Here is a 21,491-nt window from a genome sequence, read left to right on the forward strand (position 1 = left end):
GTTTTCAATAAGTTATTCTAGCAACCGCCGTTCTTGACACTCATTTTTGCCGCAACTATGGTGCCGCGCGGTTTCGGTGGGCCCGGATCGCTCAGCGTTGTCTTGGCCCCCAGTCTGGAACCGGAGCGGTGCAACATGACCGAGCCATCGGATTCCCCTGAACGGAAAGCCGATGGCCCGCCAGTGGTGCAGGGCTCCAGTTCGCCGGACCCCGTGCTCTCCGAACGGCTTCAGCGGCTCAATGCCGCGCTTGACAAGGCGCGGCCTAGAGACCAATCGCAACCGGCGGATTCACGGCGCGATACGTCCACCGCCTCCGGCATGGCCTTGGCCTTCCGGCTCGGGGCGGAATTCGTATCCGGTGTCCTGGTCGGAGCCCTCGTGGGCTGGGGCCTGGACAAGGTGCTCGGCATCGCACCGTGGGGGATCATCGTCCTCACGCTGGTCGGGTTCGGGGCGGGCGTTCTGAACATGATGCGCGCGGCTGGGGAAACCTCGTCGCGCAAAGGGCCGAAGGCCTGACGGCACCGCCGCCAGCCAGCGTCCCGGACTGAAATGATGCGTCCTGGGCTTCGCCCCGGATTTTGGAGCGGCTTCGGCCGCGTGGATGACGCGGCCCGCAGCGGCCGCCGGAGACAGGGGCCGTCGGATGACCATTGATCCGATCCACCAGTTTGAGATCCAGCGCTATGTGGAGCTGCTGAAGCTCAGCGGTGTCTCCGTGTCGTTCACGAACTCGGCCGCCTTCATGGTCGGCATCGTGGCCGTGATCTTCTTCTTCCTCACCTACGCCACCCGTGGCCGCACGCTGGTGCCGGGCCGCATGCAGTCGGTGGCGGAGATGAGCTACGAATTCATCGCCAAGATGGTGCGCGATTCCGCCGGCACCGAGGGCATGGTGTTCTTCCCGCTGGTGTTCTCGCTGTTCCTGTTCGTCTTCGTGGCGAACGTGGTCGGCCTCGTGCCCTACACCTTCACCATCACCGCCCACATCGTCGTCACCGCCGCGCTGGCGCTGCTGGTGATCGGCACGGTCATCGTCTACGGCTTCTACAAGCACGGCACCCACTTCCTGCACCTGTTCGTGCCGTCGGGCGTGCCGGCCTTCCTGCTGCCCTTCGTGGTGCTGATCGAGGTGGTGTCGTTCCTCTCGCGCCCCATCAGCCTGTCGCTGCGTCTCTTCGCCAACATGCTGGCCGGCCATATCGCGCTGAAGGTGTTCGCCTTCTTCGTCGTCGGCCTCGGCTCGGTCGGCGCGCTGGGCTGGCTCGGCGCCACCCTGCCCTTCTTCATGATCGTGGCGCTCACCGCGCTGGAACTGCTGGTCGCGGTGCTGCAGGCCTACGTGTTCGCGGTGCTCACCTCGATCTACCTCAACGATGCGGTTCACCCGGGACACTGAGCGTCCCACCCGCACGGCCAACCAACGTTAGTTTTCTCAAGGAGCAGAACCATGGAAGCGGAAGCTGCAAAGTTCATCGGCGCCGGTCTCGCCTGCCTCGGCATGGGCCTCGCTGGCATCGGCGTCGGTAACATTTTCGGCAACTTCCTGTCCGGCGCGCTGCGTAACCCGTCGGCGGCCGACGGTCAGTTCGCCCGCGCGTTCATCGGCGCCGCGCTGGCCGAAGGTCTCGGCATCTTCTCGCTGGTCGTCGCCCTGGTTCTGCTCTTCGTCGCCTGATCAAGCGATCCGCGACGCCGGCCTCGGAGTCTCTCCAGGCCGGCATCGCAATCCTGACCACGACAGCAGCGAAGACAAGGCAGGCGGGCGAGCCATGAACAAGACATGGAAGCTGGCTGCGGCAGCCGCGCTCTGGGGAACGGCCGTCCTGGCCGTCCCGGCGACGGCGGGCAGCCTCGATCCTTCATCGGTTTCCGCACGGCCGGCGCCGATGGTGGTCGCCCAGGCGGGTGCCGCGGCCCCGGCCGCGCACGCTCCCGGCGCGCCGGAAGCCGGACACGGGCCCGAAGGGGGCGAGAGCCATGGCGGCTTCCCGCCCTTCAAGCCGGCCAACTATGCCTCCCAGCTCATCTGGTTGATCGTCAGCTTCGGCGCGCTCTACTTCCTGATGAGCCGGGTGACCCTGCCGCGCATCGGCCGGATCCTTGAGGAGCGGCATGACCGCATCGCCAAGGACCTGGAAGAAGCCCGGCTGCGTCAGGCGGAGAGCGAAGCCGCTCACGTCGCCTACGAGAAGGCCCTCACCGAGGCGCGCGGCAAGGCCAACGCCATCGCCGGCGAGGCGCGCAACCGCCTCACCGCCGAGACCGACGCCAACCGCAAGGCGCTGGAAGCCAGCCTCAACACGAAGCTGGCGGATGCCGAGAGCCGGATCGCGGCCACCAAGACCTCCGCGCTCTCCCACGTGCGCGGCATCGCGGTGGACACCACCAATGCGATCGTGACCACGCTGGTCGGCGCCGGCGCGCCGCAGCAGGACGTGGAGGCCGCCGTCGACGCGGCGCTGGCCGCCAAGTCCAACTGACCCCTTGAGGCTTCGGGGCGCCCCGGCGCCCCGCATGGCCGCCCGCCCCGCGCCATGCGCGGGGCTGCAGCGTTTCAGATCGACGTTCCGTACAGACAGTCGTTCCCCCAAGACAGACACAGGCGATCGAGGACCCACCCATGAGCGATATGCAACTGGCCGAACTTTGGGTCGCCGTCGCCTTCTTCGTGTTCGTCGGCATCCTTCTCTATGCCGGCGTGCACAAGAGCATCGCCAAGGCGCTCGACGCCCGCGGCGCCAAGATCGCCGCCGAGCTGGACGAGGCCCGCCGCCTCAAGGAAGAAGCCCAGAAGCTGGTGGCCGAATACAAGCGCAAGCAGCGCGAGGCCGAGGCCGAGGCCGAATCCATCGTCACCGCCGCCAAGGCCGAGGCTGAGCGCCTCGCCGCCGAGACCAAGGCGAAGCTGGAAGATTTCGTCGCTCGCCGCACCCGCATGGCGGAAGACAAGATCACCCAGGCCGAGCAGCAGGCGCTGGCCGACGTGAAGGCGTTCGCCGCCGACGCCGCCGTGCGCGCCGCCGAGCGCATCCTGGCCGCGACCGTGACCGGCACCGCCACCGGCGAGCAGATCGTCGGCAAGGCCATCGAGGACGTGCGCGGCAAGCTGAACTGAGCGGGCGGCTTCGCCCTCCCGCTCCGGCGGCGGCCTTGAAAGGGCCCCGCGCTTGGTTCAATGCTTACCCCATGCCGTGCCGCCCGCAGATTTCCGACACCGCAACGGACGCCCGCCCGCCCGGCGGGCTTTCGCGCATCTGGCGCCGGGCCTGGAGCGGCGCTGACGCCGGGCGCCTGGGCGGCCTGCTCGGCGCGCTTCTCCTGGCCGGCGCCGGCGTCGTGATCGCCCAGCCCGCGGCCGCGCAATTCTTCGACAATCCCTTCGTGGTCCGCCCGCCGGCCTCGGTGCCCGCGCCCTCGCGCAGCGCCCCGGCCTGGCGTCCGCCGGACACCTTCTTCGGCCTGCCGCTCGGCAATCCGCATCCGCCGCCGCAGGTGGAGCAGCAGCCCAAGCGCGCGCCCTCGCCGCCGCCGGACCCGGAAGGCGTGGTCTATGCCAGCGCCGCAGACGCCGTGCAGGGCAAGAAGCAGCCGCCGACGCGCTTCGTGCTGGTGATCGGCGACCGCTACGGCCGGCAGATCGCGGAAGGGCTCGCCGACACCTATGTGGGCGAGCGCGCCAGCCCCGCCGTGGTGGCGGCGACCGACGATCCCAGCGGCTTCATGCCGAAACCTGTGGATTGGCTGACCCGCCTGCCCGCCGCCATCGAGGCCGGCAAGCCGGCCGTGACCGTGCTCGCGCTCGGTTCGGACGATCTCGAACCCATCCGCGACGGCGACACCGAGGTGCCGCCGCTGTCCGAGCGCTGGGACGAGCTCTACGGCAAGCGGGTGGACGACATCCTCGCCGCCGCGCGCGGCCAGAACCGCCGGGTGATTCTCGTCGGCCTCGCCCCGGTGCAGTCCACCGCCCAGTCGGCCGATTACGAGCGCCTCAACGAGGTGCTGCGCGCCCATGCCGCCCGCGGCGGCGCGGTGTTCGTGAACGTCTGGGACGGCTTCGTGGACGAGGAGGGCAAGTACATGGCCTCCGGCCCGGCGGTGGACGGCCAGCGCCGGCGCCTGCGCGTCGCCGACGGCACGCGCTTCACCCGCGCCGGCACGCGCAAGCTCGCCTTCTTCGTGCAGAAGGAACTGTCCCGCATGCTGGCCGAGCCGAGCCCGGCGGACGCGCCCGCCGCCGACGGCTCCCAGCCCATCTCGCTGACCGACGGCCCGCGCGGCGCGAATGCCCTGCTGGGCGGCGTGCCCGGCCCCGCCGGCCGTGCCACGCCCGCGCCGACGCCGGCCTCCGCCGGCGGCACCGACGCCCTGCGCGTCCTGGTGGACGGCGCGCCCCTCGCCCCGCAGCGGGGCCGCACCGACGATTTCTCCTGGCCGCCCTCCGCGCCCGCGCCGAAGCCGGCCGAATCGGCCCCGGCGCCCGCCCCGGCCGCGCCTGCCACCGCAGCTCCGCCGGCCGTTCCCGCCGCCCAGCCCTGACCCTCCGGCCCGGAACGCAAAAACGCCCCGGCGGAAACCGGGGCGTCGCAATGGCACGGGCGCGGACAGGCCCCGCCCGCTCCGTCCGGAAGCGTCAGGCCGCCTGGGGCGCCTCGGCCTTGGCCTCGATCGTCTGCGCCTGGGAGGCGGTGGCGATGGGGATCAGGCGAGGCTTCTTGGCCTCGGGAATGCTGCGCACGAGGTCCACGTGCAGCAGGCCGTTCTCAAGGGTGGCGCCCTTGACCTCCACATGGTCCGCCAGCTGGAATCGGCGCTCGAAGGCGCGGGCGGCGATGCCGCGATAGAGCAGCTGGCCGGTCTCGGCGGCCTGGGGCGCGGCTTTCTCGCCACGCAGCGACAGGGTGTTCTCCTTCACCTCGATGGACAGTTCCTCGGGGGTGAAGCCCGCCACCGCCACCGTGACGCGATAGGCGTTCTCGCCGGTGCGCTCGATATTGTAGGGCGGATAGGTGGGCGCGGCTTCCACGTTGCCGGCGGAATCCAGCATGGAGAACAGGCGGTCGAACCCGACCGTGTTGCGGTAGAGGGGAGACAGATCAAACGTACGCATAGGCACATCCTCCTTCGAAGCGACATGCAGATGGACCCGCCGGTTGGCCGGGCCCGCATCGCGCCGTCCGCATGGACCGGCACAGACGGGATTTGGGAAGGCGCCCGGACGCCGTCAAGGGCGGCGACGCAGAAACCAGGGCCGGCATGAGGCCCGCATCCGCCCGGACTGAATGAACCCCCGGTGAATGGCCGTGTCGGATGGCGTTCAGCGCCCTGGCGTAGAGTGCTGCCGAACTGGGCCTGGAGGGGGCTCCCGCGCGCAATCCTTTCCGCACCAGGAGGAACGGATGCCAAGATACGTGCCTGCCATGGCATTGACCCTCTGCAGCTTGAGCCTGACCTTCGCCGCCCTCGGCGCGGAGCCGCTGGGCGCGGTCGTGACCGCGCCGCGCCTGATCGCCACCGAGGCGGACAAGGCCACGAAGGCGGCTGCGCCGGACACCACCGGCTCGCTGGTCTCCCCCGACGTCTTCTCCACCACGCCGGACGACGGCGTGGAGGCCCCCGGGGCCGGCCGCCCGCGCGGCCACGGGGTCTATGCGCCTTATCTCGCCTCGCCGCCGCTGGGCGAGGGCGACCTCGACGCCACGGCGCTGCGCGGCAGCCTGGAGGCGCGCGGCTTCACCGACCTCAGCCGCCCCATCCTGCGCGGCCGCACCTACATCTGCGAGGCCACCGGCCCCCGCCGCGAGCGGGTCCGCCTGCTGGTGGACGCGGATTCCGGCGTCATCATCGGCCTGACCGTGCTGGGTTACGACAGCCGGGGCAACTGAGCCCGCCCCACCCCGCCGGCGTTGTCGCGGCGGGCATCCCGGTGTATCGCTCAAGCGGAGCGGTGGGCCGGATCGATCCGGCGGCCGCGCCAGCGCGACGAGGTTTCCACGCCGCCGCAAGACCGGCAGGGACCCTCCATCCTGTGGTTGCCTGCCCCGCATGAGTCTGTTCCCCATTCCATCCAATCCCGTGCCGGAGGGCGCGGTCAGCGGCTTCGCCACCACGGCGGACGGCCGGCAGATCCGCTTCGCCCGCTGGCGGCCGGCCACGGGCGGGCGCGGCACGGTGGCACTGCTGCCGGGGCGGGCGGAATTCATCGAGAAGTATTTCGAGGTGGTGCGCGACCTGCTGGCGCGCGGCTTCGCCGTCGCCATCCTGGACTGGCGCGGCCAGGGCGGCTCGGAGCGGCTGCTGCGCAACCCGCGCAAGGGCCACGTGCGCCGCTTCTCCGACTATCAACTCGATCTCGACGCCTTCGGCCGGCAGGTGCTGCTGCCCGATTGCCCGGCGCCGCATTACGCGCTCGCCCATTCCATGGGCGGCACCGTCCTGCTGCATGCGGTGCTGGCCGGGCGGCGGTGGTTCGACCGGGTGGTGCTGAGCGGGCCGATGCTGGAGATCAGCATGGTGCCCCTTCCCGCCGTGGCGCGCGGCCTCGCCGCCACCGCGTGCGCGCTCGGCTTCGCCCGCGCCTTCGTGCCCGGCGGCGGCTCGACCATCGTCAACAGCCTGCCGTTCGAGGGCAATCCGGTGACCTCCGACCCGGTGCGCCACGCCCGCGCCGCCGAGATCACCGCCGCCTTCCCCGAGCTCGGGCTCGGCGCGCCCACCATCGGCTGGGTGAACCAGGCTTATGTGGCCATGGACGCGCTCAAGAGCCCGGAAGTGGTGCGCCAGATCCGCCAGCCACTGCTGATGATCGCGGCGGGCGACGAGCGGGTGGTGTGCAACGTGGCCATCGAGCACGTGGCCTCGCGGCTGATCGCCGGGGCCTATGTGACGGTGCCGGCCGCCCGGCACGAGATGCTGATGGAGCAGGACATCTTCCGCGCCCAGTTCTGGGCCGCCTTCGATGCCTTCATCCCCGGCAGTTCGCCATTTTAAACCGGCCAGGCGCACTCAAGCCCGCCGCCGGCTAGGTTCTTTCCAGGGAGCGGCGGCGCCCGCGGTTTCCACCCGCCTTGGGTGCCATGTAGGATCGGTCCATCTCAAGGGGACGGTGGTGGTTTATGACCGAACAAGAGCTGGACGTTCTCTTCACGCGCCTTCTGCCCAAGTTTGATGCCTGGCTTTCGGCACACAAGCCGTGGAAGCAGAACATGACGCTTCCCTCCACCGAGACATATCGCGTGGACCCCTCCTCGGCCTTCATGCGCTATTCGACATGCTCGTCGCGGGATTTCTTCCATCCCGAATTCCAGCGCATCAGCGCGCTGATCGACGTGCCGCTCAATTTCCATCGCAAATACTGGGAGTGGGTGTTCATCATCCACCATGCCATCCGCACCGGCAGCGTGGGCGAGGGCACGCGCGGGCTGGTTTTCGGCGTCGGGCAGGAGGCGCTGCCGGCCGTGTTCGCGCAGATGGGCTGCTTCATCACGGCGACCGACGCGCCATTTCAGATCGCGCTCGACACCGGATGGTCCAAGAGCAACCAGTTCGCCACCGCACTCGCCACCTTGCCCAACGGGCCCATGGACCGGGCCGCCTTCGAGCGCCAGGTGGAGTGGCGCGAGTGCGACATGAACAACATCGACCCGAGCCTACAGGGCTATGACTTCTGCTGGTCGTCCTGCTGCCTTGAGCACCTCGGCACGCTGAAGGCTGGCGCTGACTTCATCATCAACAGCGTGCTCAACACCCTGAAGGTCGGCGGCGTCGCCATCCACACGACCGAATTCAACGTCAGTTCCAATACCGACACGCTGGAATCAGGGTCCACGGTCATCTACCGGCGGCGTGACCTGGAAGCGCTGGTCGCCGAGATCCGCGCCATGGGGCACGAGGTGGACGACTTCGTCATCGCGCCCGACAACCTCGTCATCGACAATTATGTCGACACCCCGCCCTTCAGCCAGTTCCCACACTTGAAGCTGCGGATCGAGAACTATGTCTCAACCTCCGCCGGGCTCATCATCCGCCGGATGAAGTGATGCCCGGCCACGTCGTCCCGGCCCGTGCGGCGGGGCGCGCACTCAGCCCTTCAGGCGCTCCAGCGCGGCTTCGTGGACGGCAGGGCTGCCGGCGGCGACCACACGGCCGCCCTTCACCGGCGAGCCGCCCTCCCAATTGGTGACGATGCCGCCGGCGCCCTCGATGACCGGCACCAGGGCGATGATGTCATGGTCCTTGAGGCCGGTCTCGATGACCAGATCCACCAGCCCCGCCGCCACCATGCAGTAGGCGTAGCAATCGCCGCCGTAGCGCGACAGGCGCACCACGTCCTCCACCGCGCGGAAGGCGGCGCGGTCGGGCTCCTCCATCAGCAGCGGGCTGGTGGTGAACAGGATGGCGTCCTCCAGCCGGCCGCAATCGCGCACCATGAGGCGGCGCTTGCCGGCCGGGCCGAGGTAATGCGCGGTGCCGCCGTCGCCGAAGAAGCGCTCCTTGATGAAGGGCTGGTGCATCATGCCGTAGACCGGCTTGCCGTCCTTCAGCAGGCCGATCAGCGTGCCCCAGGCGGGCATGCCGGAGATGAAGGACTTGGTGCCGTCGATGGGATCCAGCGCCCAGACATAGGCGGCATCCGGACGCTCCAGGCCGAATTCCTCGCCGATGATGCCGTGCTCGGGAAAGGCGGTGCTGATCATCCGGCGCATCACCTGCTCGGCGGCGCGGTCGGCCTCGGTCACCGGATCGAACCCGCGCCCGCGCGGGCCGCCCTTGTCCTCCACGCCGAGCGCGGTGCGGAAGAACGGCAGGATGGCCTCGCCGGACTTGGTGGCGAGGTCATGGACGAAGGCGTCGAGCGCGACGGCGGTCATGGGGGTCTGTCCTGGTCGGCCTGGGGCGCGAGCCGTGCGTCCGGCGCATCGGCGGGAAGGCGCCCCCGAGAGAGAGACGGCGCGCGGACGGCGGCCCCGCCGCGCCGCACCGGCTCTAAAGCCAAATGCCGGGCAAGGAAATGGCTTTCGCACCCGAGGCGCCGGAGGGCCTCCCGGCCGCGGGCGCGATACGGCCGCAGAAGATGTCCGGCTCCCGCGCGCCACACCGGCGTGCCGCAGCGCGGGGCAGCCCCGGCCCGACGGGCGCCGCACCTCTTGCGCCTGCGAAGGCGACCGTCGCTTTTTGGGGCAGCGCGGAGGACCCAATGGCCCATCCGATGAGCTAAATGCTTTCAAACCATTGAAAACAAATGAGAAGCCATTTTTAGAGCATGCTCAAACTATCGCCAGGCATCAGGCTTGATGCAAACCGGGTCCAGGCTCATATTGATGCGGCGCGGCATTGCTCGCTGCAATGCCGCTGCCCTCCTTGGGCGTTTCCTCCCTAGACTTGGGCCGCTCTTCGTGAGCGGCCCCTTTCTTTTTGGGGGCCTGGTTCGGGCCTATTTTCTGGACCTTGCCGCGGTGCGCCGTTTCGGTTCGCCCGCGCCCCACCTATCCCCTCGACATCCCCGCACAGCCTGCCCGCGCCCTGCCGGCACCGCGATCCGCACCCGCGTGGCCCGGCGGCCGATCCGCCGACGCCGCTGCCTCGGCGTGGCGCGCCCGCCGTAGCCTGCCGCGATCGACGGGCCGTGGCCGGCACCCTCCAGAGCCCTCGAAGACACAGGCACCGCACGCCTCGCTGATCGCGCGGATGCCGGATCGACGTCGAACGGCGCTGAAACCGGGAACAGACGGGACTTTCAGGGTGCGCTGCGGTGCCTGGAACGGAACACCGCTCAACCGATTCCGGCACAGCGGCCAAGGGATGGCCGCGACAAGCCGAAATGGCTCCAATTTTTATACAATGATTTCAGGCACTTGCACTAATATACCAGGCTGCGACAAAACAGGGCTTGATTTCTGGCAGCGCAATCGGCTATTGCTGCATTGCGACATGGCGATTGGCGTCGCTGTGTCGCCGCCCTCCTTGGGCGTTTCCTCCCTAGACTTGGGCCGTTCGCTTGCGGACGGCCCCTTTCTTTTTTGGGGGTCCGAAACAGACGGGGAACCGGCGCGTTTTCCGCATCTCGGCTCACCTGCGAATTCGTATATCTGCCATTCGAAAAACGCAAGACAGAATTGCGACGCCTGCCGCTGGGTTATTCCGCCGCAGCCGCAGCCCTTGGCGGAACCAGTTCGTCCGCCAGTTCGAACAGCCGCGCGGCCACCGCCGCCAGATCCGCCCGCACCCGCTGGAAATCTGGCCCGCGCGCGTAGCTCGCCTCGTCCATGTAGAGGCCGCGGTTGATCTCCACCTGCACCGCGTGCAGGCCGGCGGCCGGATTGCCGTAATGCTCGGTGATATAGCCGCCCGCATAGGGCTTGTTGCGCACCACCGCATAGCCGCGCGCGCCGAGCTCCTGCTCCAGCAGGTCCGCCACCATTCCCGCGCAGCTGGTGCCATAGCGGTCACCCAGCACGAAGTCGGCGCGCGGCAGGTCCTCGCGCACCGGGCCGGACGGCATGGAGTGGCAGTCCACCAGCACCGCCGCCCCGAACGCGCGATGGGTGCGCGAGATCAGCCGGCGGAGCGCCTGGTGATACGGCTTGTAATAAGTCTCGATGCGCTCCATCGCCTCGGCCACGCTGAGGCGCTTCTGGTAGATCTCCTGCGCGTCGCCCACCACGCGGGCGATGGTGCCGAGCCCGCCGGAGACGCGGATCGAGCGGGTGTTGGCGAACGCCGGCAGCCGCCCGTCGAACATGCGCGGGTCGAGCTCATAGGGCTCGCGGTTGAGATCGAGGAAGGCGCGCGGGAACAGCGCCCGCATCAGCGGCATGCCCGCGTCCACCACGTCGGCGAACAATTCATCGACGAAGCTGTCCTCGGAGCGGCGCAGGGTCTCGAAATCGAGCCGCGTCTGCTCGACGAAGGCGCGCGGATAGATCCGCCCGCTGTGCGGGGAATTGAACACGAACGGACCCGCGGGCTCCTCCGGCGTGAGGATCTCGAACGGGGGATCGATGGTATCGGCGAGACAGGCGGTCATTGAGGAAAAGGCGTTCCACAGTCTATGACGGCCGAAACCGGCCCGAACGGGACCGCATGTGCGGCGCAACCGCCATCATGCGCAAGTCCGCCCCCCCTTGTGAAGGGACTTCACGTGCGGTCTAACGGCCTTTGTCCTTCACGCACCGTGCGCGAGTCGGAAGTATGGCGCACGCGAGGTTCACTTCGAATTTACCCGATTGGGCGACACAGGCTTGAGGGCGCTGCGCTCGCGATTGCACGCAGGCGCGCACCAACAGGATGCTAAGGGGATAGGGCGTGTCGAAAATTCTGCTCGCCGAGGATGACAACGACATGCGGCGCTTCCTGGTCAAGGCGCTGCAAAACGCTGGCTACCAGGTGGCCTCCTTCGACAATGGCCGCTCGGCCTATGAACGCATGCGCGAGGAGCCGTTCGAACTGCTGCTCACCGACATCGTCATGCCGGAGATGGACGGCATCGAACTGGCGCGCCGCGCCACCGAACTCGATCCCGACCTCAAGGTGATGTTCATCACCGGATTTGCCGCCGTGGCGCTGAATGCCGACGTGGAGGCGCCGTGCGAGGCCAAGGTGCTGTCCAAGCCCTTCCACCTGCGCGACCTCGTCAGCGAGGTGCACAAGATCCTGGCCGCCGCGGCCTGAGCGAGGCCCGGCGACGGCGAGGGGCAGCGAGGGACGGACGCCCGGCATCCCCAGCCGTCAACAACATGCCCGTTTCGGCGTCTTGCGTCCCACCAAGCGAGCCGATATAGAGGCCTCCTCCTGGCGGATGGGCGCGTAGCTCAGCGGGAGAGCACCTCGTTGACATCGAGGGGGTCACAGGTTCAATCCCTGTCGCGCCCACCATCCGCAGCCCCCCGTCTTCCTCACTTCAGAACATCTTCCTCACGCCGGAACATCGCGCGGCCCCTTCGCGCCGACCCGATTCTGCTGGCGCTCTTGTCCGCCGGCGCGCGATCCGTCCGGCGCCCCGGCGCGTACACATGCCGAGCCGGCGGTGCGTGCGCCGGCCTTCCCCGATGCCGCGGCCCCGCGTCGGCGGCGCCCATTGACGGCGCCCGCGCGGCGGCCCATGTGGCGCCCAGAGGTGACCGATGAGCATGATCCCCGCCCCCGCCGCGTCCGGCGACACCAGCCACTTTCCCGCCGATCATCCCAAGGTGGCGTTCGGGCGCATCGGCGTGCTGCTGGTCAATCTCGGCACGCCGGAGGCGACGGACTACTGGTCCATGCGCCGCTACCTCAAGGAATTCCTCTCCGACCGCCGGGTGATCGAGACCAACCGGGCGCTGTGGTGGGTGATCCTCAACGGCATCATCCTCACCGTGCGCCCCGGCCCGAAGGGCAAGGACTACGCCAGCATCTGGAACACCGAGCGCAACGAAGGCCCGCTCAAGACCATCACCCGCGCGCAGGCGGAGAAGATGGCCGCCATGGTCGCGGAGCGCGATCCGCGCGTGGTGGTGGACTGGGCCATGCGCTACGGCAACCCGCCCATCGCCGAACGGCTGGAGGCGCTGCAAAAGCAGGGCTGCGAGCGCATCCTGCTGGTGCCGCTCTATCCGCAATATGCCGCCGCCACCTCGGCCACCGTCTGCGACAAGGCGTTCGACGCGCTCAAGGCCATGCGCTGGCAGCCCTTCCTGCGCGTGGCGCCGAGCTGGCACGACGACCCGGTCTATATCGACGCGGTGGCCACCTCGCTGGAGGGCCACCTCAAGGCGCTGGACTTCGAGCCGGAGGTGATCCTCGCCTCCTTCCACGGCGTGCCGAAATCCTACCTGCTCAAGGGCGATCCCTATCACTGCCAGTGCGCCAAGACCGCCCGCCTGCTGCGCGATCGCCTCGGCATGTCGCAGGACAAGCTGCGCCTCACCTTCCAGTCGCGCTTCGGCAATGAGGAATGGCTCCAGCCTTATACGGACAAGACGGTGGAGGCGCTGGCGCGCGGCGGCGTGAAGCGGCTCGCCGTGTTCAACCCCGGCTTCACCGCCGACTGCCTGGAGACGCTGGAGGAGATCGGGGTGGAGAATGCCGAGATCTTCCATCATCACGGCGGCGAGAAATTCGCCGCCATCCCCTGCCTCAACGATAGCGACGAGGGCATGCGGGTGATCGAGGCGGTGGTGCTGCGTGAACTGTCCGGCTGGATCGCCGGCTGATCCGCGCGCGCCGTTGCCGCACCGCAACCGGCCGCTTGTTCCACCGCCGGGCCCACGCTAGCGTCGACCGACAGGCGGGGAACGCGGCATGGCAGACCTTCGGACACCGACGCGGCGCACCGTGCTCCAGCGCCTCGGCCAATGGGGCGGCGCGGGCCTTGCCTTCGAGGCGCTGACCGCCCTCGGCCTCCTCGCCAGCCCCCCGGCCCGCGCCGAGCCGCCCCGCCTGCCGCCGGACCTCGGCCGCGGCCGCTCCGTGGTGGTGATCGGCGCCGGCCTGTCCGGCCTGTGCGCAGGCCTGCTGCTGGCGCGCGGCGGCTTCGACGTCGCCATCCTGGAGGCCACCGGGCGCGCCGGCGGGCGCAGCTATTCCATGCGCAACGGCCACAGCTTCGCCGAAGAGGGCGGGCCGCGCCAAAGGGTCGATTTCGTCGGCGAGGGCGCCTATTTCAACGCCGGGGCGGGGCGCATCCCGCGCAACCACGGCGTGGTGCTGGACTGGTGCCGGCGGCTCGGCGTGGCGCTCGAACCCTACATCTTCATGTGCGAATCCAACCTGTTCCAGAACGACGCCTTCAACGGCGGGCAGGCGGTGCCGCTCGGCCAGCTGCGCTACAGCCTCTATGGCGCGCTGGCGGAGTTGCTGGACAAGGCGATCCGCCGCCAGGCCCTCGACCTGCCGCTGCCGCCCGGCGAGCGCGACGCGCTGCGCGGCCTCATCGCCCGCTACGGCGACCTGACCCGGCGCGGCGAGGCGTTCGTGTTCGAGGGCTCACGCCGCCTCGGCTATTCGGACCCGCCCGGCGCCGGGGACGCCGCCGGCACGCTGCGCCCACCCATCCCGCTGGAGCAGATCGTCGGCAGCGACGCCGCCGACCTCGGCCTGTTCAGCTCCATGCTGCTGTCCTGGCAGAATTCCCTGCTGGAGCCGGTGGGCGGCATGGACATGATCGCCGCCGCCTTCCTGCGCCAGGACATTCCCGGCGGCCGGCAGTTGCGCGACATCGTGCAGCTCAACTGCCCGGTGGCCGAGATCGGGCAGGATGCGGACACCGCCGCCCTGCGCCTCGCCGACGGCCGCCGCATGCGCGTCGATTTCCTCGTCTCCACCATGGCGCCCACCCTGTTCACGCCCCTTGCGCACGGCCTGCCGGCGGAACTGAAGGCCGATCTCGACGCCATCCGCTTCGTCGCCGCCACCAAGGTCGGCTTCGAGACCCGCAGCCGCTTCTGGGAAGCGGACGACGGCATCTATGGCGGCATCTCCTTCCTGAAGGAGGACATCAGCCAGGTGTGGTATCCCTCCGCCGGCTTCGGCAGCCCGAGCGGCGTGCTCACCGCCGCCTATGCCCGCGGCGCCCCGGCCGAGCGGCTGGCGGCGCTGCCGCTGGGCGGGCGCTTCGAGGCGGCGCTGCGCGGCGGCGAGAAGCTGCATCCCAACCGCTACCGCGCCAACATGCGCCTCGCCTCCGCCATCTCGGTCGCCTGGGCGCAGATGCCCTATTTCGCCGGCGGCTGGAGCTATGAGGACGAGGCGACGCTCGCCACCTACGACCGGCTGGTGAAACGCCTGCCCTGGGGCCGGGTCTACATGGCCGGCGACACCTTCAGCCACCTGCCCGGCTGGCAGGAAGGCGCGCTGAGCGCGGGCGAACTGGCCGCCCGCCAGATCGGCGAGCGGGTGGCGGCGGGAAGGCGCTAGAGCGCGATCCGATCAGATTGAATCGATCCGATCGGTGAATCGCCCTCTCACACTTTGATAGAGAACGTTTGCCGTTCAGATGGCGATGCCATTTGAACGGAACGTGCTCTGGCTCAGCCGGGCCTTTCACACGCAAGGCTCGCACCAGCATTCGGCAGGTACGGTGGTCAGGCAGCAGGCTGGAATGGGCCTGCATCCGGCACCTTCATTTTCCTGCGCGCCCCCCCCCTGGCGGGATGGCGCCCTCGCAACGGTGGCAGATCCCTTGTCTGCATTCGCCCTCAACGGATTGGCGGCCCTTGCCGCCCTCGCCCTGCTGGCGGTCTCGCCGGCCGGCGACGGGCGGGTCGCGGTGCTGACGTTCGGCGACACCAGCGCGTTCGATGTCGTGGTCGGCGCCGGCGGCGCGGTCCTCGCCCTCGCCCCCTCGGCGCACCTGGCCGTCGGCCAGTCCGCCGCCCCCGATTTCCGTGCCCGGCTGCGCGCCGCCGGCGCCGCCCTGGTCTTCAATCCCCTCTTGGCGGGCGGCTGCGAGCCCCTGCGGAGTTCCGAGCCGTGAACAGCCTTCAGCACCTCCGAGAGCGTTTCTCCTATGCCATCGTCGCGGTGATCTGGATCAACGTGGCGCTCATCGCCCTGCGCGCCGTCTGGTCCGACCAGTCCGCCATGGCGATGATCGGCGCCGGCCTGCTGGTGGCCGGTGCCGCGACCTTCACCTGGATGCGCGACCACACCGGCGTCGCCACCCGCATCGCCACCTCGGTCGCCGCCACGCTGACCGTCGTGATCCTGGTGTTCGGCCTCGCCGGCAACAAGCTCCAGATCGACCTGCACATGTACTTCTTCGCCATGCTGGCGATCACCGCCGGCTGGTGCGACTGGCGCGCGCTGGCGGCCAGCACGCTGACCACGGCGGTGCACCACATCCTGTTCAACTTCACCCTGCCGTGGGCGGTCTATCCCGGCGGCGCCGACTTCGAGCGCCTGGTGCTGCACGCGGTGGTGCTCATCGCCCAGTTCGCCATCCTGGCCTGGGTGGTGGAGCAGCTCGGCCGGGCCTTCGCCGCCTCCGACGCCGCGACGCTGGAGGCCGACCGGGCCCGCGACGAGGCCCACCGCCTCGCCGCCGCGCAGGAGGAGACCGCCCGCGTGGAAGCCGCCCGCGCCCGCGAGATCCGCGCCGCCGTGGAGCAGTTCCGCGCCGCGGTCGGCGCCTCGCTCACCGCCATGACCTCGGACGTGAGCAGCGCCAGCGTCATGGCCGAGCGCATCATCGCCGTCTCCACCGGCGCCGCCGAGCAGGCCCAGGGCGTGGCCGCCGCCTCCGAGCTGGCCTCGGGCAACGTGCGCTCGGTGGCGGTGGCCGCCGAGGAACTGTCCAGCTCGGTGGGCGAGATGCGCGCCCAGCTCGACCGCACCCAGGCGGTGATCGGCCGCGCGCGCGGCAATGTGGACCGCACCATGGCGGATATTTCCGAACTCTCGAAGGCCGCCACGCAGATCCAGGAGATCGTCGGCCTCATCACCGCCATCGCCGCGCAGACCAACCTCCTGGCGCTCAACGCCACCATCGAGGCGGCCCGCGCCGGCGACGCCGGCAAGGGCTTCGCGGTGGTCGCCTCGGAAGTGAAGGGGCTGGCCGACCAGACCCGGCAGGCCACCGAGCAGATCGCCTCCCGCGCCGCCGCCATCGGCCAGTCCACCGCCGCCGCCGTCGCCTCCATCCAGGAGATCGTCGCCATCATGTCGGACGTGGGCGACTATGCCGATTCCATGGTCGGCGCCATGGGCGAGCAGAGCTCGGTGACCGACGAGATCGCCCGCCACGCGGCCGAAGCCGCCGAGGGCACCGCCAACATCGCCCGCTTCTGCGTCCTGGCGCTCGGCGGGGCTAAGGAGACGCAGGACGGCATCGGCAGCGTGTCGGGCGCCGTCTCCAACGTCTCCGGCACCGCCCGCGCCCTGTCGCACGAGGTGGAGGGCTTCCTCACCCGCGTCGCCGTCCGCTGACGGTGGCGCGGGCGACCCCGCGCCACCTCTCCCCGCCCCCGTCTCCCGGCCCCCTCTCCCGCCCCTTGCTCGCCGCCCGCGCCCGTGGCCATATCGGGCGCCGGCGCCCGCCGGGGGAAACGGGAGACGCGCCATGCTGTTGTCTGGAGCCAGCATTTTCGTGCTGGTGCTGCTGGTCCTCGCCATCGCCATCATCGTCGCCGGGGTGAAGACGGTGCCGCAGGGCTATCAGTTCACCGTGGAGCGGTTCCGGCGCTACACCCGCACGCTGACGCCCGGCCTCAACCTCATCATCCCGTTCATCGATACCATCGGCGCCAAGATGAACGTGATGGAGCAGGTGCTCAACGTTCCCACCCAGGAAGTCATCACCAAGGACAATGCCACGGTCTCGGTGGACGGCATCGCCTTCTTCCAGGTGTTCGACGCCGCGCGCGCCTCCTACGAGGTGGCCCAGCTGGACACCGCCATCATGGCGCTGACGATGACCAACATCCGCACGGTCATGGGCTCCATGGACCTCGACCAGTTGCTCTCGCACCGCGACACCATCAACGAGCGGCTGCTGCATGTGGTGGACGCCGCCGCCGCGCCCTGGGGCGTGAAGATCACCCGCATCGAGATCCGCGACATCGTGCCCCCGGCGGACCTCGTCAACGCCATGGGCCGGCAGATGAAGGCCGAGCGCGAGAAGCGCGCCTCGATCCTGGAGGCGGAGGGCCAGCGCCAGTCCGACATCCTGCGCGCGGAAGGCCAGAAGCAGGCGCACATCCTGGAGGCGGAAGGCCGCCGCGAGGCGGCGCTGCGCGACGCGGAAGCCCGCGAGCGCCTCGCCGAGGCCGAGGCCAAGGCCACCACCATGCTGTCGCAATCGGTGGCGGAGGGCTCGCCCGCCGCGCTGAACTATTACATCGCCGAAAAATACGTCGCCGCCTTCCAGGCGCTGGCCGGCGCGCCGAACCAGAAGGTGGTGCTGCTGCCCTATGAGGCCACCGCCCTCCTGTCCTCGCTGGGCGGCATCTCCGAGCTGGCCCGCGCCGCCTTCGATCCCGCCGCCGCGCCGCGCCGCGCCGGGCCCACCGGCCCGGCGCATCCGCCCGCGCCGGGCGCCTGAGCATGGGCACGGGCGACATCGGGCCCTGGGGCTGGTTCGTGCTGGGCGGCGTGCTGCTGGTGGCGGAACTCCTGCTGCCCGGCGTCTTCCTGCTGTGGCTGGGCCTCGCCGCGTTCGCCACCGGCGGGCTGGTGTGGCTGGCGGACCTCGCCTGGCAGGGCCAGGTGCTGGCCTTCGCCGGCCTCGCCGTGCTGGCCGTGGTGGCAGGGCGCCTCGCCGCGCGAGGCGGCGGCAGCGACCGGCCGTTCCTCAACCGCCGCGCCGACGCGCAGGTGGGCCGGGTCTTCACCCTGGACGAGCCCATCGTCGCCGGCGCGGGGCGGGTGCATATCGACGACAGCGTCTGGCGCGTCACCGGCCCCGACCTGCCGGCCGGCGCCAAGGTGATCGTGCTCAGGGTGGACGGCGCCGTGCTGGTGGTGGGCACGGCCTGAGCGGGACGGCGTCACGCCTGCGCCCCACGCTGCGGCAATCTGGGACGTCCCGGGCGCCTTGCCGGCGCGGGGCGGGCCCGTAAGATCAGGGGAAGCGGCCCGCCGTTCCGTCCCCGCCGCAGGACGCGCGGCCGGGACTGCCATGCCCCCCAGAGCCAGACCTGCCCGCACATCCCCGGCGCCGCAGCCCGCGCCGTCTCCGGCCCAGTTCTCTCCTGCCGCGCTCTCTCCTGCCGCGCTGTCTCCTGCCGCGCTGTCTCCCGCCCCGCCGCCGGCCGGCGCGGGACAGGCGCCGCTGCCGTTCGAATATACCCTCCAGCGCACCCCGGTCGGGGTGGTGATCCTGGATGCCGCGCGGCGCATCCGCTCGGCCAATCCCGAGGCCCGGCGCATGCTGGCGCGCCATGGCGAGGACCTGTTCGGCACGGAAATCCTGGCGCTCCATCCCGAGGCGGCGCGGGCCAAGGTGGCCTGGCTGATCGCCTCCGCCGCCGAGGCGCCGGACGGCGCCGCCTCGCTGGTCGTCACCACCGCCATGGGCAGCCTCGTCGCCAAGGTGACGCGGCTCGACGACGGTACGGCAGCGGGCGGCTTCTGCATGATGTTCCACGCCCTCGGCGACCGGGTGATGGGCGACCCGCCGGCCGCGCCGGAAGCCGCCGCCCCGCTGCTGCTGAAGCTGCCGGTGATGCGCGGCACCGGCGACGTCACCACCCTGATCGACGTGGACGAGGTGGTGTTCCTGATGGCGGAGGGCCATTACGCCCGGGCGGCGACCCGGCAGTTCACCGCCTTCTGCCCGCGCCCGCTGGCGGAGCTGGAGCGCCGGCTCGACCCGGGCCATTTCCTGCGCGTCCACCGCCGCCATGTGGTGAACATCCGCCATGTGCGCGCCGCCGAGCGCGCCGACGGGCGCTGGCACCTGCGCATGGCGGACGCCACCGGCACGCGCCTGCCCGTCAGCCGGGCCAAGGTGGCGCAGATGCGCCGCATGCTGGCGGTGTGAGCGCGCGGCGGGCTGCCGTTCACGCAGCCGGAATGTCGCTCGTGCAGGCGCCCGGCGCGTGGGGCCGCGCCCGTTGCGGCGCGGGGCGCGGCCGTGGCCCTGTGCTGGAAACCGCTTCCAGCCGAAGGCCCGCCATGACCTCCCAGCCGCTCATCCCCGCGCAGCCCGCCGTGCCCGCCGGCGACCGCTATGTGACGTTCAACGGCATCGACTTCGAGGGCAACATGGCCCGCGTGCTCGGCCACCTGACGCGCTATATCGACGACCCGGCCACCGGCAACGCCTTCTGGGACCGCTTCAAGGCCCGCCTCGGCGCCGCCGAGGGCGGCGGCAACGCCTTCCAGGACAAGCTGCTGCTGCTCCACTCCCACGTCTACTACATGGTGGACCTGTTCGAGGCCCAGGACGACGCGCAGGCCCTCGCCGACCTCAAGAAGCTGGAAGAGGAATGCTTCTGAGCCGCTCACCCTACGCCGCCGGGCGGTCCGCCGAGACGGTCAGGTGCAGGCCGAGGGCCTTCATCACCCCGAGCAGGGTGGAGAGCCGGGGATCACCCTCCGGGCTGAGCGCCTTGTAGAGCGCCTCGCGCGTCACGCCGGCCTCACGGGCCACGGCGCTCATTCCCTTGGAGCGGGCGATGGCGCCGAGCGCCGCCGCGACGACGGCCGGCTCGCCATCCTCGAACGCCGCCTCCAGATAGGCCGCGACCGCCTCCGGCGTCGCGATATGCTCCGCCATGTCCCATGCGGTTGTCCGATCCGCCATCAGCCTTCATCCTCCAAATCCTCAGCGAGCCTTCGCGCCATCGCGATGTCCCGCCCCTGGCTGCCTTTGTCACCTCCACAGAGCAGGATCACCAGTACCTGCCCCCTTTGCCGGAAATAGACCCGATAGCCCGGCCCATAATCGATCCGCAGTTCGCCGATACCGTCGAAGAACTTGGCATCTCCGGCATTGCCTGCGGCGAGGCGGGCAATACGCATGTCGATCCGCGCCTTTGCCCGCACGTCGCGCAGAGCCGCGAACCAGGACTTGAAGCGCGCGGTCTGGCGAATTTCGACCATCTGTAAACTATAGTTTACAGATGGTAGATCGTCGAGCCCGTTGTGCTCACCCCGCCGCCTGCGCCACCAGCCGCGCGACGGCGGCATGGAGGGCGTCGTTGCCGGGGCCGTCGAGGCGGCTGGCGGTGAGGTAGCTGGTGATCAGCAGCGGCGCACGGCCCGGCGGCCAGGCCACAGCGACGTCGTTGGCCGAGCCGGTGCGGGCGGGGCCGGTGCCGGTCTTGTCGCCCACCTTCCAGCCCTGCGGCAGGCCGGCGCGCAGGCGCTTGTCGCCGGTGCGGCAGCCCACCAGCCAGCCGGTCAGCATCTGGCGCGCGCCGGGGGAGAGCGCGTGACCCAGCACCAGCGCGTCGAGGTCCGCCAGCATGGCGTCCGGCGTGGTGGTGTCCAGCGTCTCGCCGGGCGGCACCACGTTGAGCGCAGGCTCATTGCGGTCGAGGCGCGTGACCGGATCGCCCAGCGCGCGGGCGAACTCCGTCACCGCCTGCGGCCCGCCGATCTCGCGCAGCAGCAGGTTGGCGGCCCCATTGTCCGACAGCGTCACGGCGGCATCGCACAGCGCGGCGACGGAGAGGCCCTGCCCCACCTTCTTCTCCACCACCGGGGCATAGTCCACGAGGTCCGCCGGCGTCACCGGAATGACCCGGGACAGATCCATGCGGCCCTGATCGACGCGGGACAGAACGGCGGCTGCCAATAGAAATTTGAAGGTGCTGCACATGGGGAAGCGCTCCGCGCCGCGATGGGCGAAGCCTGCGCCCGTGCCGGTGTCGCGCACCGACACGCCGAGCCGGCCGCCGCTCCCCGCCTCCAGCGCGGCGATGCCGTCGGCCAGCGCCGCTCCGCCCCATCCCTTGTTTTCGGCCGCATAGGTGCGAACCGGCAGCAGCGCCGCCCCACCCATTGCAACCAGCACGCTGCGTCGTGACATCATCGACCGTATCTCCCGTGGCGGGGGCAAGATG

General features: G+C 70.1%; 24 protein-coding genes and 1 tRNA gene. 19 read left to right on the forward strand and 6 right to left on the reverse strand.

Annotated features, from left to right (window positions below):
* The first annotated feature begins 135 nt into the window (after positions 1-135).
* The 6 genes from YU1_RS0111115 to YU1_RS0111140 all read left to right on the forward strand — a co-directional run bounded on the left by YU1_RS0111115 (position 136) and on the right by YU1_RS0111140 (position 4,545).
* Positions 136-522, forward strand: a complete 387-nt coding sequence (locus tag YU1_RS0111115; RefSeq protein ID WP_051356756.1) for an AtpZ/AtpI family protein — start codon at positions 136-138, stop codon at positions 520-522.
* A gap of 127 nt (positions 523-649) precedes the next feature.
* Positions 650-1,402 (forward strand): F0F1 ATP synthase subunit A, encoded by a 753-nt coding sequence (locus tag YU1_RS0111120; protein ID WP_029004124.1) that lies wholly within the window; start codon positions 650-652, stop codon positions 1,400-1,402.
* Between the two features lie 51 nt (positions 1,403-1,453).
* Complete coding sequence (locus YU1_RS0111125; protein WP_029004125.1) at positions 1,454-1,681, forward strand: F0F1 ATP synthase subunit C; 228 nt, start codon at positions 1,454-1,456, stop codon at positions 1,679-1,681.
* A 94-nt stretch (positions 1,682-1,775) separates the two neighbouring features.
* Positions 1,776-2,486 carry a F0F1 ATP synthase subunit B gene (locus tag YU1_RS0111130; RefSeq protein ID WP_245263293.1) on the forward strand — a complete coding sequence of 237 codons (711 nt, stop codon included), beginning with the start codon at positions 1,776-1,778 and terminating at the stop codon, positions 2,484-2,486.
* Between the two features lie 140 nt (positions 2,487-2,626).
* Entirely contained in the window at positions 2,627-3,121 is a 495-nt protein-coding gene (locus YU1_RS0111135; RefSeq protein WP_029004127.1) for a F0F1 ATP synthase subunit B family protein, read from the forward strand.
* Between the two features lie 71 nt (positions 3,122-3,192).
* Positions 3,193-4,545, forward strand: a complete 1,353-nt coding sequence (locus tag YU1_RS0111140) for an SGNH/GDSL hydrolase family protein (RefSeq protein WP_029004128.1) — start codon at positions 3,193-3,195, stop codon at positions 4,543-4,545.
* 94 nt (positions 4,546-4,639) lie between these two features.
* On the opposite strand, the gene YU1_RS0111145 is transcribed toward YU1_RS0111140, so the two are convergent.
* Complete coding sequence (locus tag YU1_RS0111145) at positions 4,640-5,116, reverse strand: Hsp20 family protein (RefSeq protein WP_029004129.1); 477 nt, start codon at positions 5,114-5,116, stop codon at positions 4,640-4,642.
* A gap of 310 nt (positions 5,117-5,426) precedes the next feature.
* Between YU1_RS0111145 and YU1_RS31960 the strand changes: the two genes are divergently transcribed.
* From YU1_RS31960 to YU1_RS0111160, 3 genes are all read left to right on the forward strand, one after another.
* Positions 5,427-5,891, forward strand: coding sequence for a hypothetical protein (locus tag YU1_RS31960; RefSeq protein WP_051356757.1), 465 nt, complete (start codon positions 5,427-5,429; stop codon positions 5,889-5,891).
* Positions 5,892-6,051: 160 nt separating this feature from the next.
* Entirely contained in the window at positions 6,052-6,996 is a 945-nt protein-coding gene (locus tag YU1_RS0111155; protein WP_029004130.1) for an alpha/beta fold hydrolase, read from the forward strand.
* A 215-nt stretch (positions 6,997-7,211) separates the two neighbouring features.
* Positions 7,212-8,045 carry a class I SAM-dependent methyltransferase gene (locus tag YU1_RS0111160; protein WP_245263294.1) on the forward strand — a complete coding sequence of 278 codons (834 nt, stop codon included), beginning with the start codon at positions 7,212-7,214 and terminating at the stop codon, positions 8,043-8,045.
* 42 nt (positions 8,046-8,087) lie between these two features.
* On the opposite strand, the gene hisN is transcribed toward YU1_RS0111160, so the two are convergent.
* Positions 8,088-8,876: a histidinol-phosphatase gene (gene hisN / locus YU1_RS0111165; RefSeq protein ID WP_029004132.1), complete on the reverse strand. Its 789-nt coding sequence runs from the start codon at positions 8,874-8,876 to the stop codon at positions 8,088-8,090.
* 1,265 nt (positions 8,877-10,141) lie between these two features.
* Positions 10,142-11,032 carry an N-formylglutamate amidohydrolase gene (locus tag YU1_RS0111170; RefSeq protein ID WP_029004133.1) on the reverse strand — a complete coding sequence of 297 codons (891 nt, stop codon included), beginning with the start codon at positions 11,030-11,032 and terminating at the stop codon, positions 10,142-10,144.
* A gap of 278 nt (positions 11,033-11,310) precedes the next feature.
* On the opposite strand from YU1_RS0111170, the gene cpdR reads away from it, so the two are divergent.
* From cpdR to cowN, 10 genes are all read left to right on the forward strand, one after another.
* Positions 11,311-11,676, forward strand: a complete 366-nt coding sequence (cpdR, locus tag YU1_RS0111175; RefSeq protein WP_029004134.1) for a cell cycle two-component system response regulator CpdR — start codon at positions 11,311-11,313, stop codon at positions 11,674-11,676.
* Between the two features lie 129 nt (positions 11,677-11,805).
* A tRNA-Val gene (locus YU1_RS0111180) sits at positions 11,806-11,880 on the forward strand.
* A 248-nt stretch (positions 11,881-12,128) separates the two neighbouring features.
* Entirely contained in the window at positions 12,129-13,196 is a 1,068-nt protein-coding gene (hemH, locus tag YU1_RS0111185; protein ID WP_035714985.1) for a ferrochelatase, read from the forward strand.
* An 88-nt stretch (positions 13,197-13,284) separates the two neighbouring features.
* Positions 13,285-14,898, forward strand: a complete 1,614-nt coding sequence (locus YU1_RS0111190; RefSeq protein ID WP_029004136.1) for a flavin monoamine oxidase family protein — start codon at positions 13,285-13,287, stop codon at positions 14,896-14,898.
* A gap of 265 nt (positions 14,899-15,163) precedes the next feature.
* The gene (locus YU1_RS0111195) at positions 15,164-15,457 is read left to right on the forward strand and encodes a hypothetical protein (RefSeq protein ID WP_156922063.1); all 294 of its coding nucleotides are present in this window, start codon (positions 15,164-15,166) and stop codon (positions 15,455-15,457) included.
* Positions 15,454-16,908 (forward strand): methyl-accepting chemotaxis protein, encoded by a 1,455-nt coding sequence (locus YU1_RS29075; RefSeq protein WP_051356758.1) that lies wholly within the window; start codon positions 15,454-15,456, stop codon positions 16,906-16,908. Before YU1_RS0111195 ends, YU1_RS29075 begins: the two co-directional genes overlap by 4 nt.
* Positions 16,909-17,047: 139 nt before the next feature.
* Entirely contained in the window at positions 17,048-18,022 is a 975-nt protein-coding gene (locus YU1_RS0111205) for an SPFH domain-containing protein (RefSeq protein WP_029004138.1), read from the forward strand.
* A 2-nt stretch (positions 18,023-18,024) separates the two neighbouring features.
* Positions 18,025-18,456: an NfeD family protein gene (locus YU1_RS0111210; RefSeq protein WP_035714988.1), complete on the forward strand. Its 432-nt coding sequence runs from the start codon at positions 18,025-18,027 to the stop codon at positions 18,454-18,456.
* A 142-nt stretch (positions 18,457-18,598) separates the two neighbouring features.
* Positions 18,599-19,462 (forward strand): LytTR family transcriptional regulator, encoded by an 864-nt coding sequence (locus YU1_RS0111215; RefSeq protein ID WP_084539807.1) that lies wholly within the window; start codon positions 18,599-18,601, stop codon positions 19,460-19,462.
* A gap of 134 nt (positions 19,463-19,596) precedes the next feature.
* Entirely contained in the window at positions 19,597-19,920 is a 324-nt protein-coding gene (cowN, locus tag YU1_RS0111220) for a N(2)-fixation sustaining protein CowN (protein ID WP_051356759.1), read from the forward strand.
* A 10-nt stretch (positions 19,921-19,930) separates the two neighbouring features.
* On the opposite strand, the gene YU1_RS0111225 is transcribed toward cowN, so the two are convergent.
* Genes YU1_RS0111225 through bla form a run of 3 tightly spaced genes read right to left on the reverse strand, consistent with a single transcriptional unit; the run spans position 19,931 to position 21,460 of the window.
* Positions 19,931-20,227: an addiction module antidote protein gene (locus tag YU1_RS0111225; protein ID WP_029004142.1), complete on the reverse strand. Its 297-nt coding sequence runs from the start codon at positions 20,225-20,227 to the stop codon at positions 19,931-19,933.
* A complete protein-coding gene (locus YU1_RS0111230; protein WP_029004143.1) occupies positions 20,227-20,526 on the reverse strand; it encodes a type II toxin-antitoxin system RelE/ParE family toxin in 300 nt (99 codons plus the stop codon). Before YU1_RS0111230 ends, YU1_RS0111225 begins: the two co-directional genes overlap by 1 nt.
* A 46-nt stretch (positions 20,527-20,572) precedes the next feature.
* Complete coding sequence (gene bla / locus YU1_RS0111235) at positions 20,573-21,460, reverse strand: class A beta-lactamase (RefSeq protein ID WP_029004144.1); 888 nt, start codon at positions 21,458-21,460, stop codon at positions 20,573-20,575.
* Positions 21,461-21,491: the final 31 nt, after the last annotated feature.

The sequence above is a fragment of the Azorhizobium doebereinerae UFLA1-100 genome (assembly GCF_000473085.1).
Taxonomy (GTDB): domain Bacteria; phylum Pseudomonadota; class Alphaproteobacteria; order Rhizobiales; family Xanthobacteraceae; genus Azorhizobium; species Azorhizobium doebereinerae.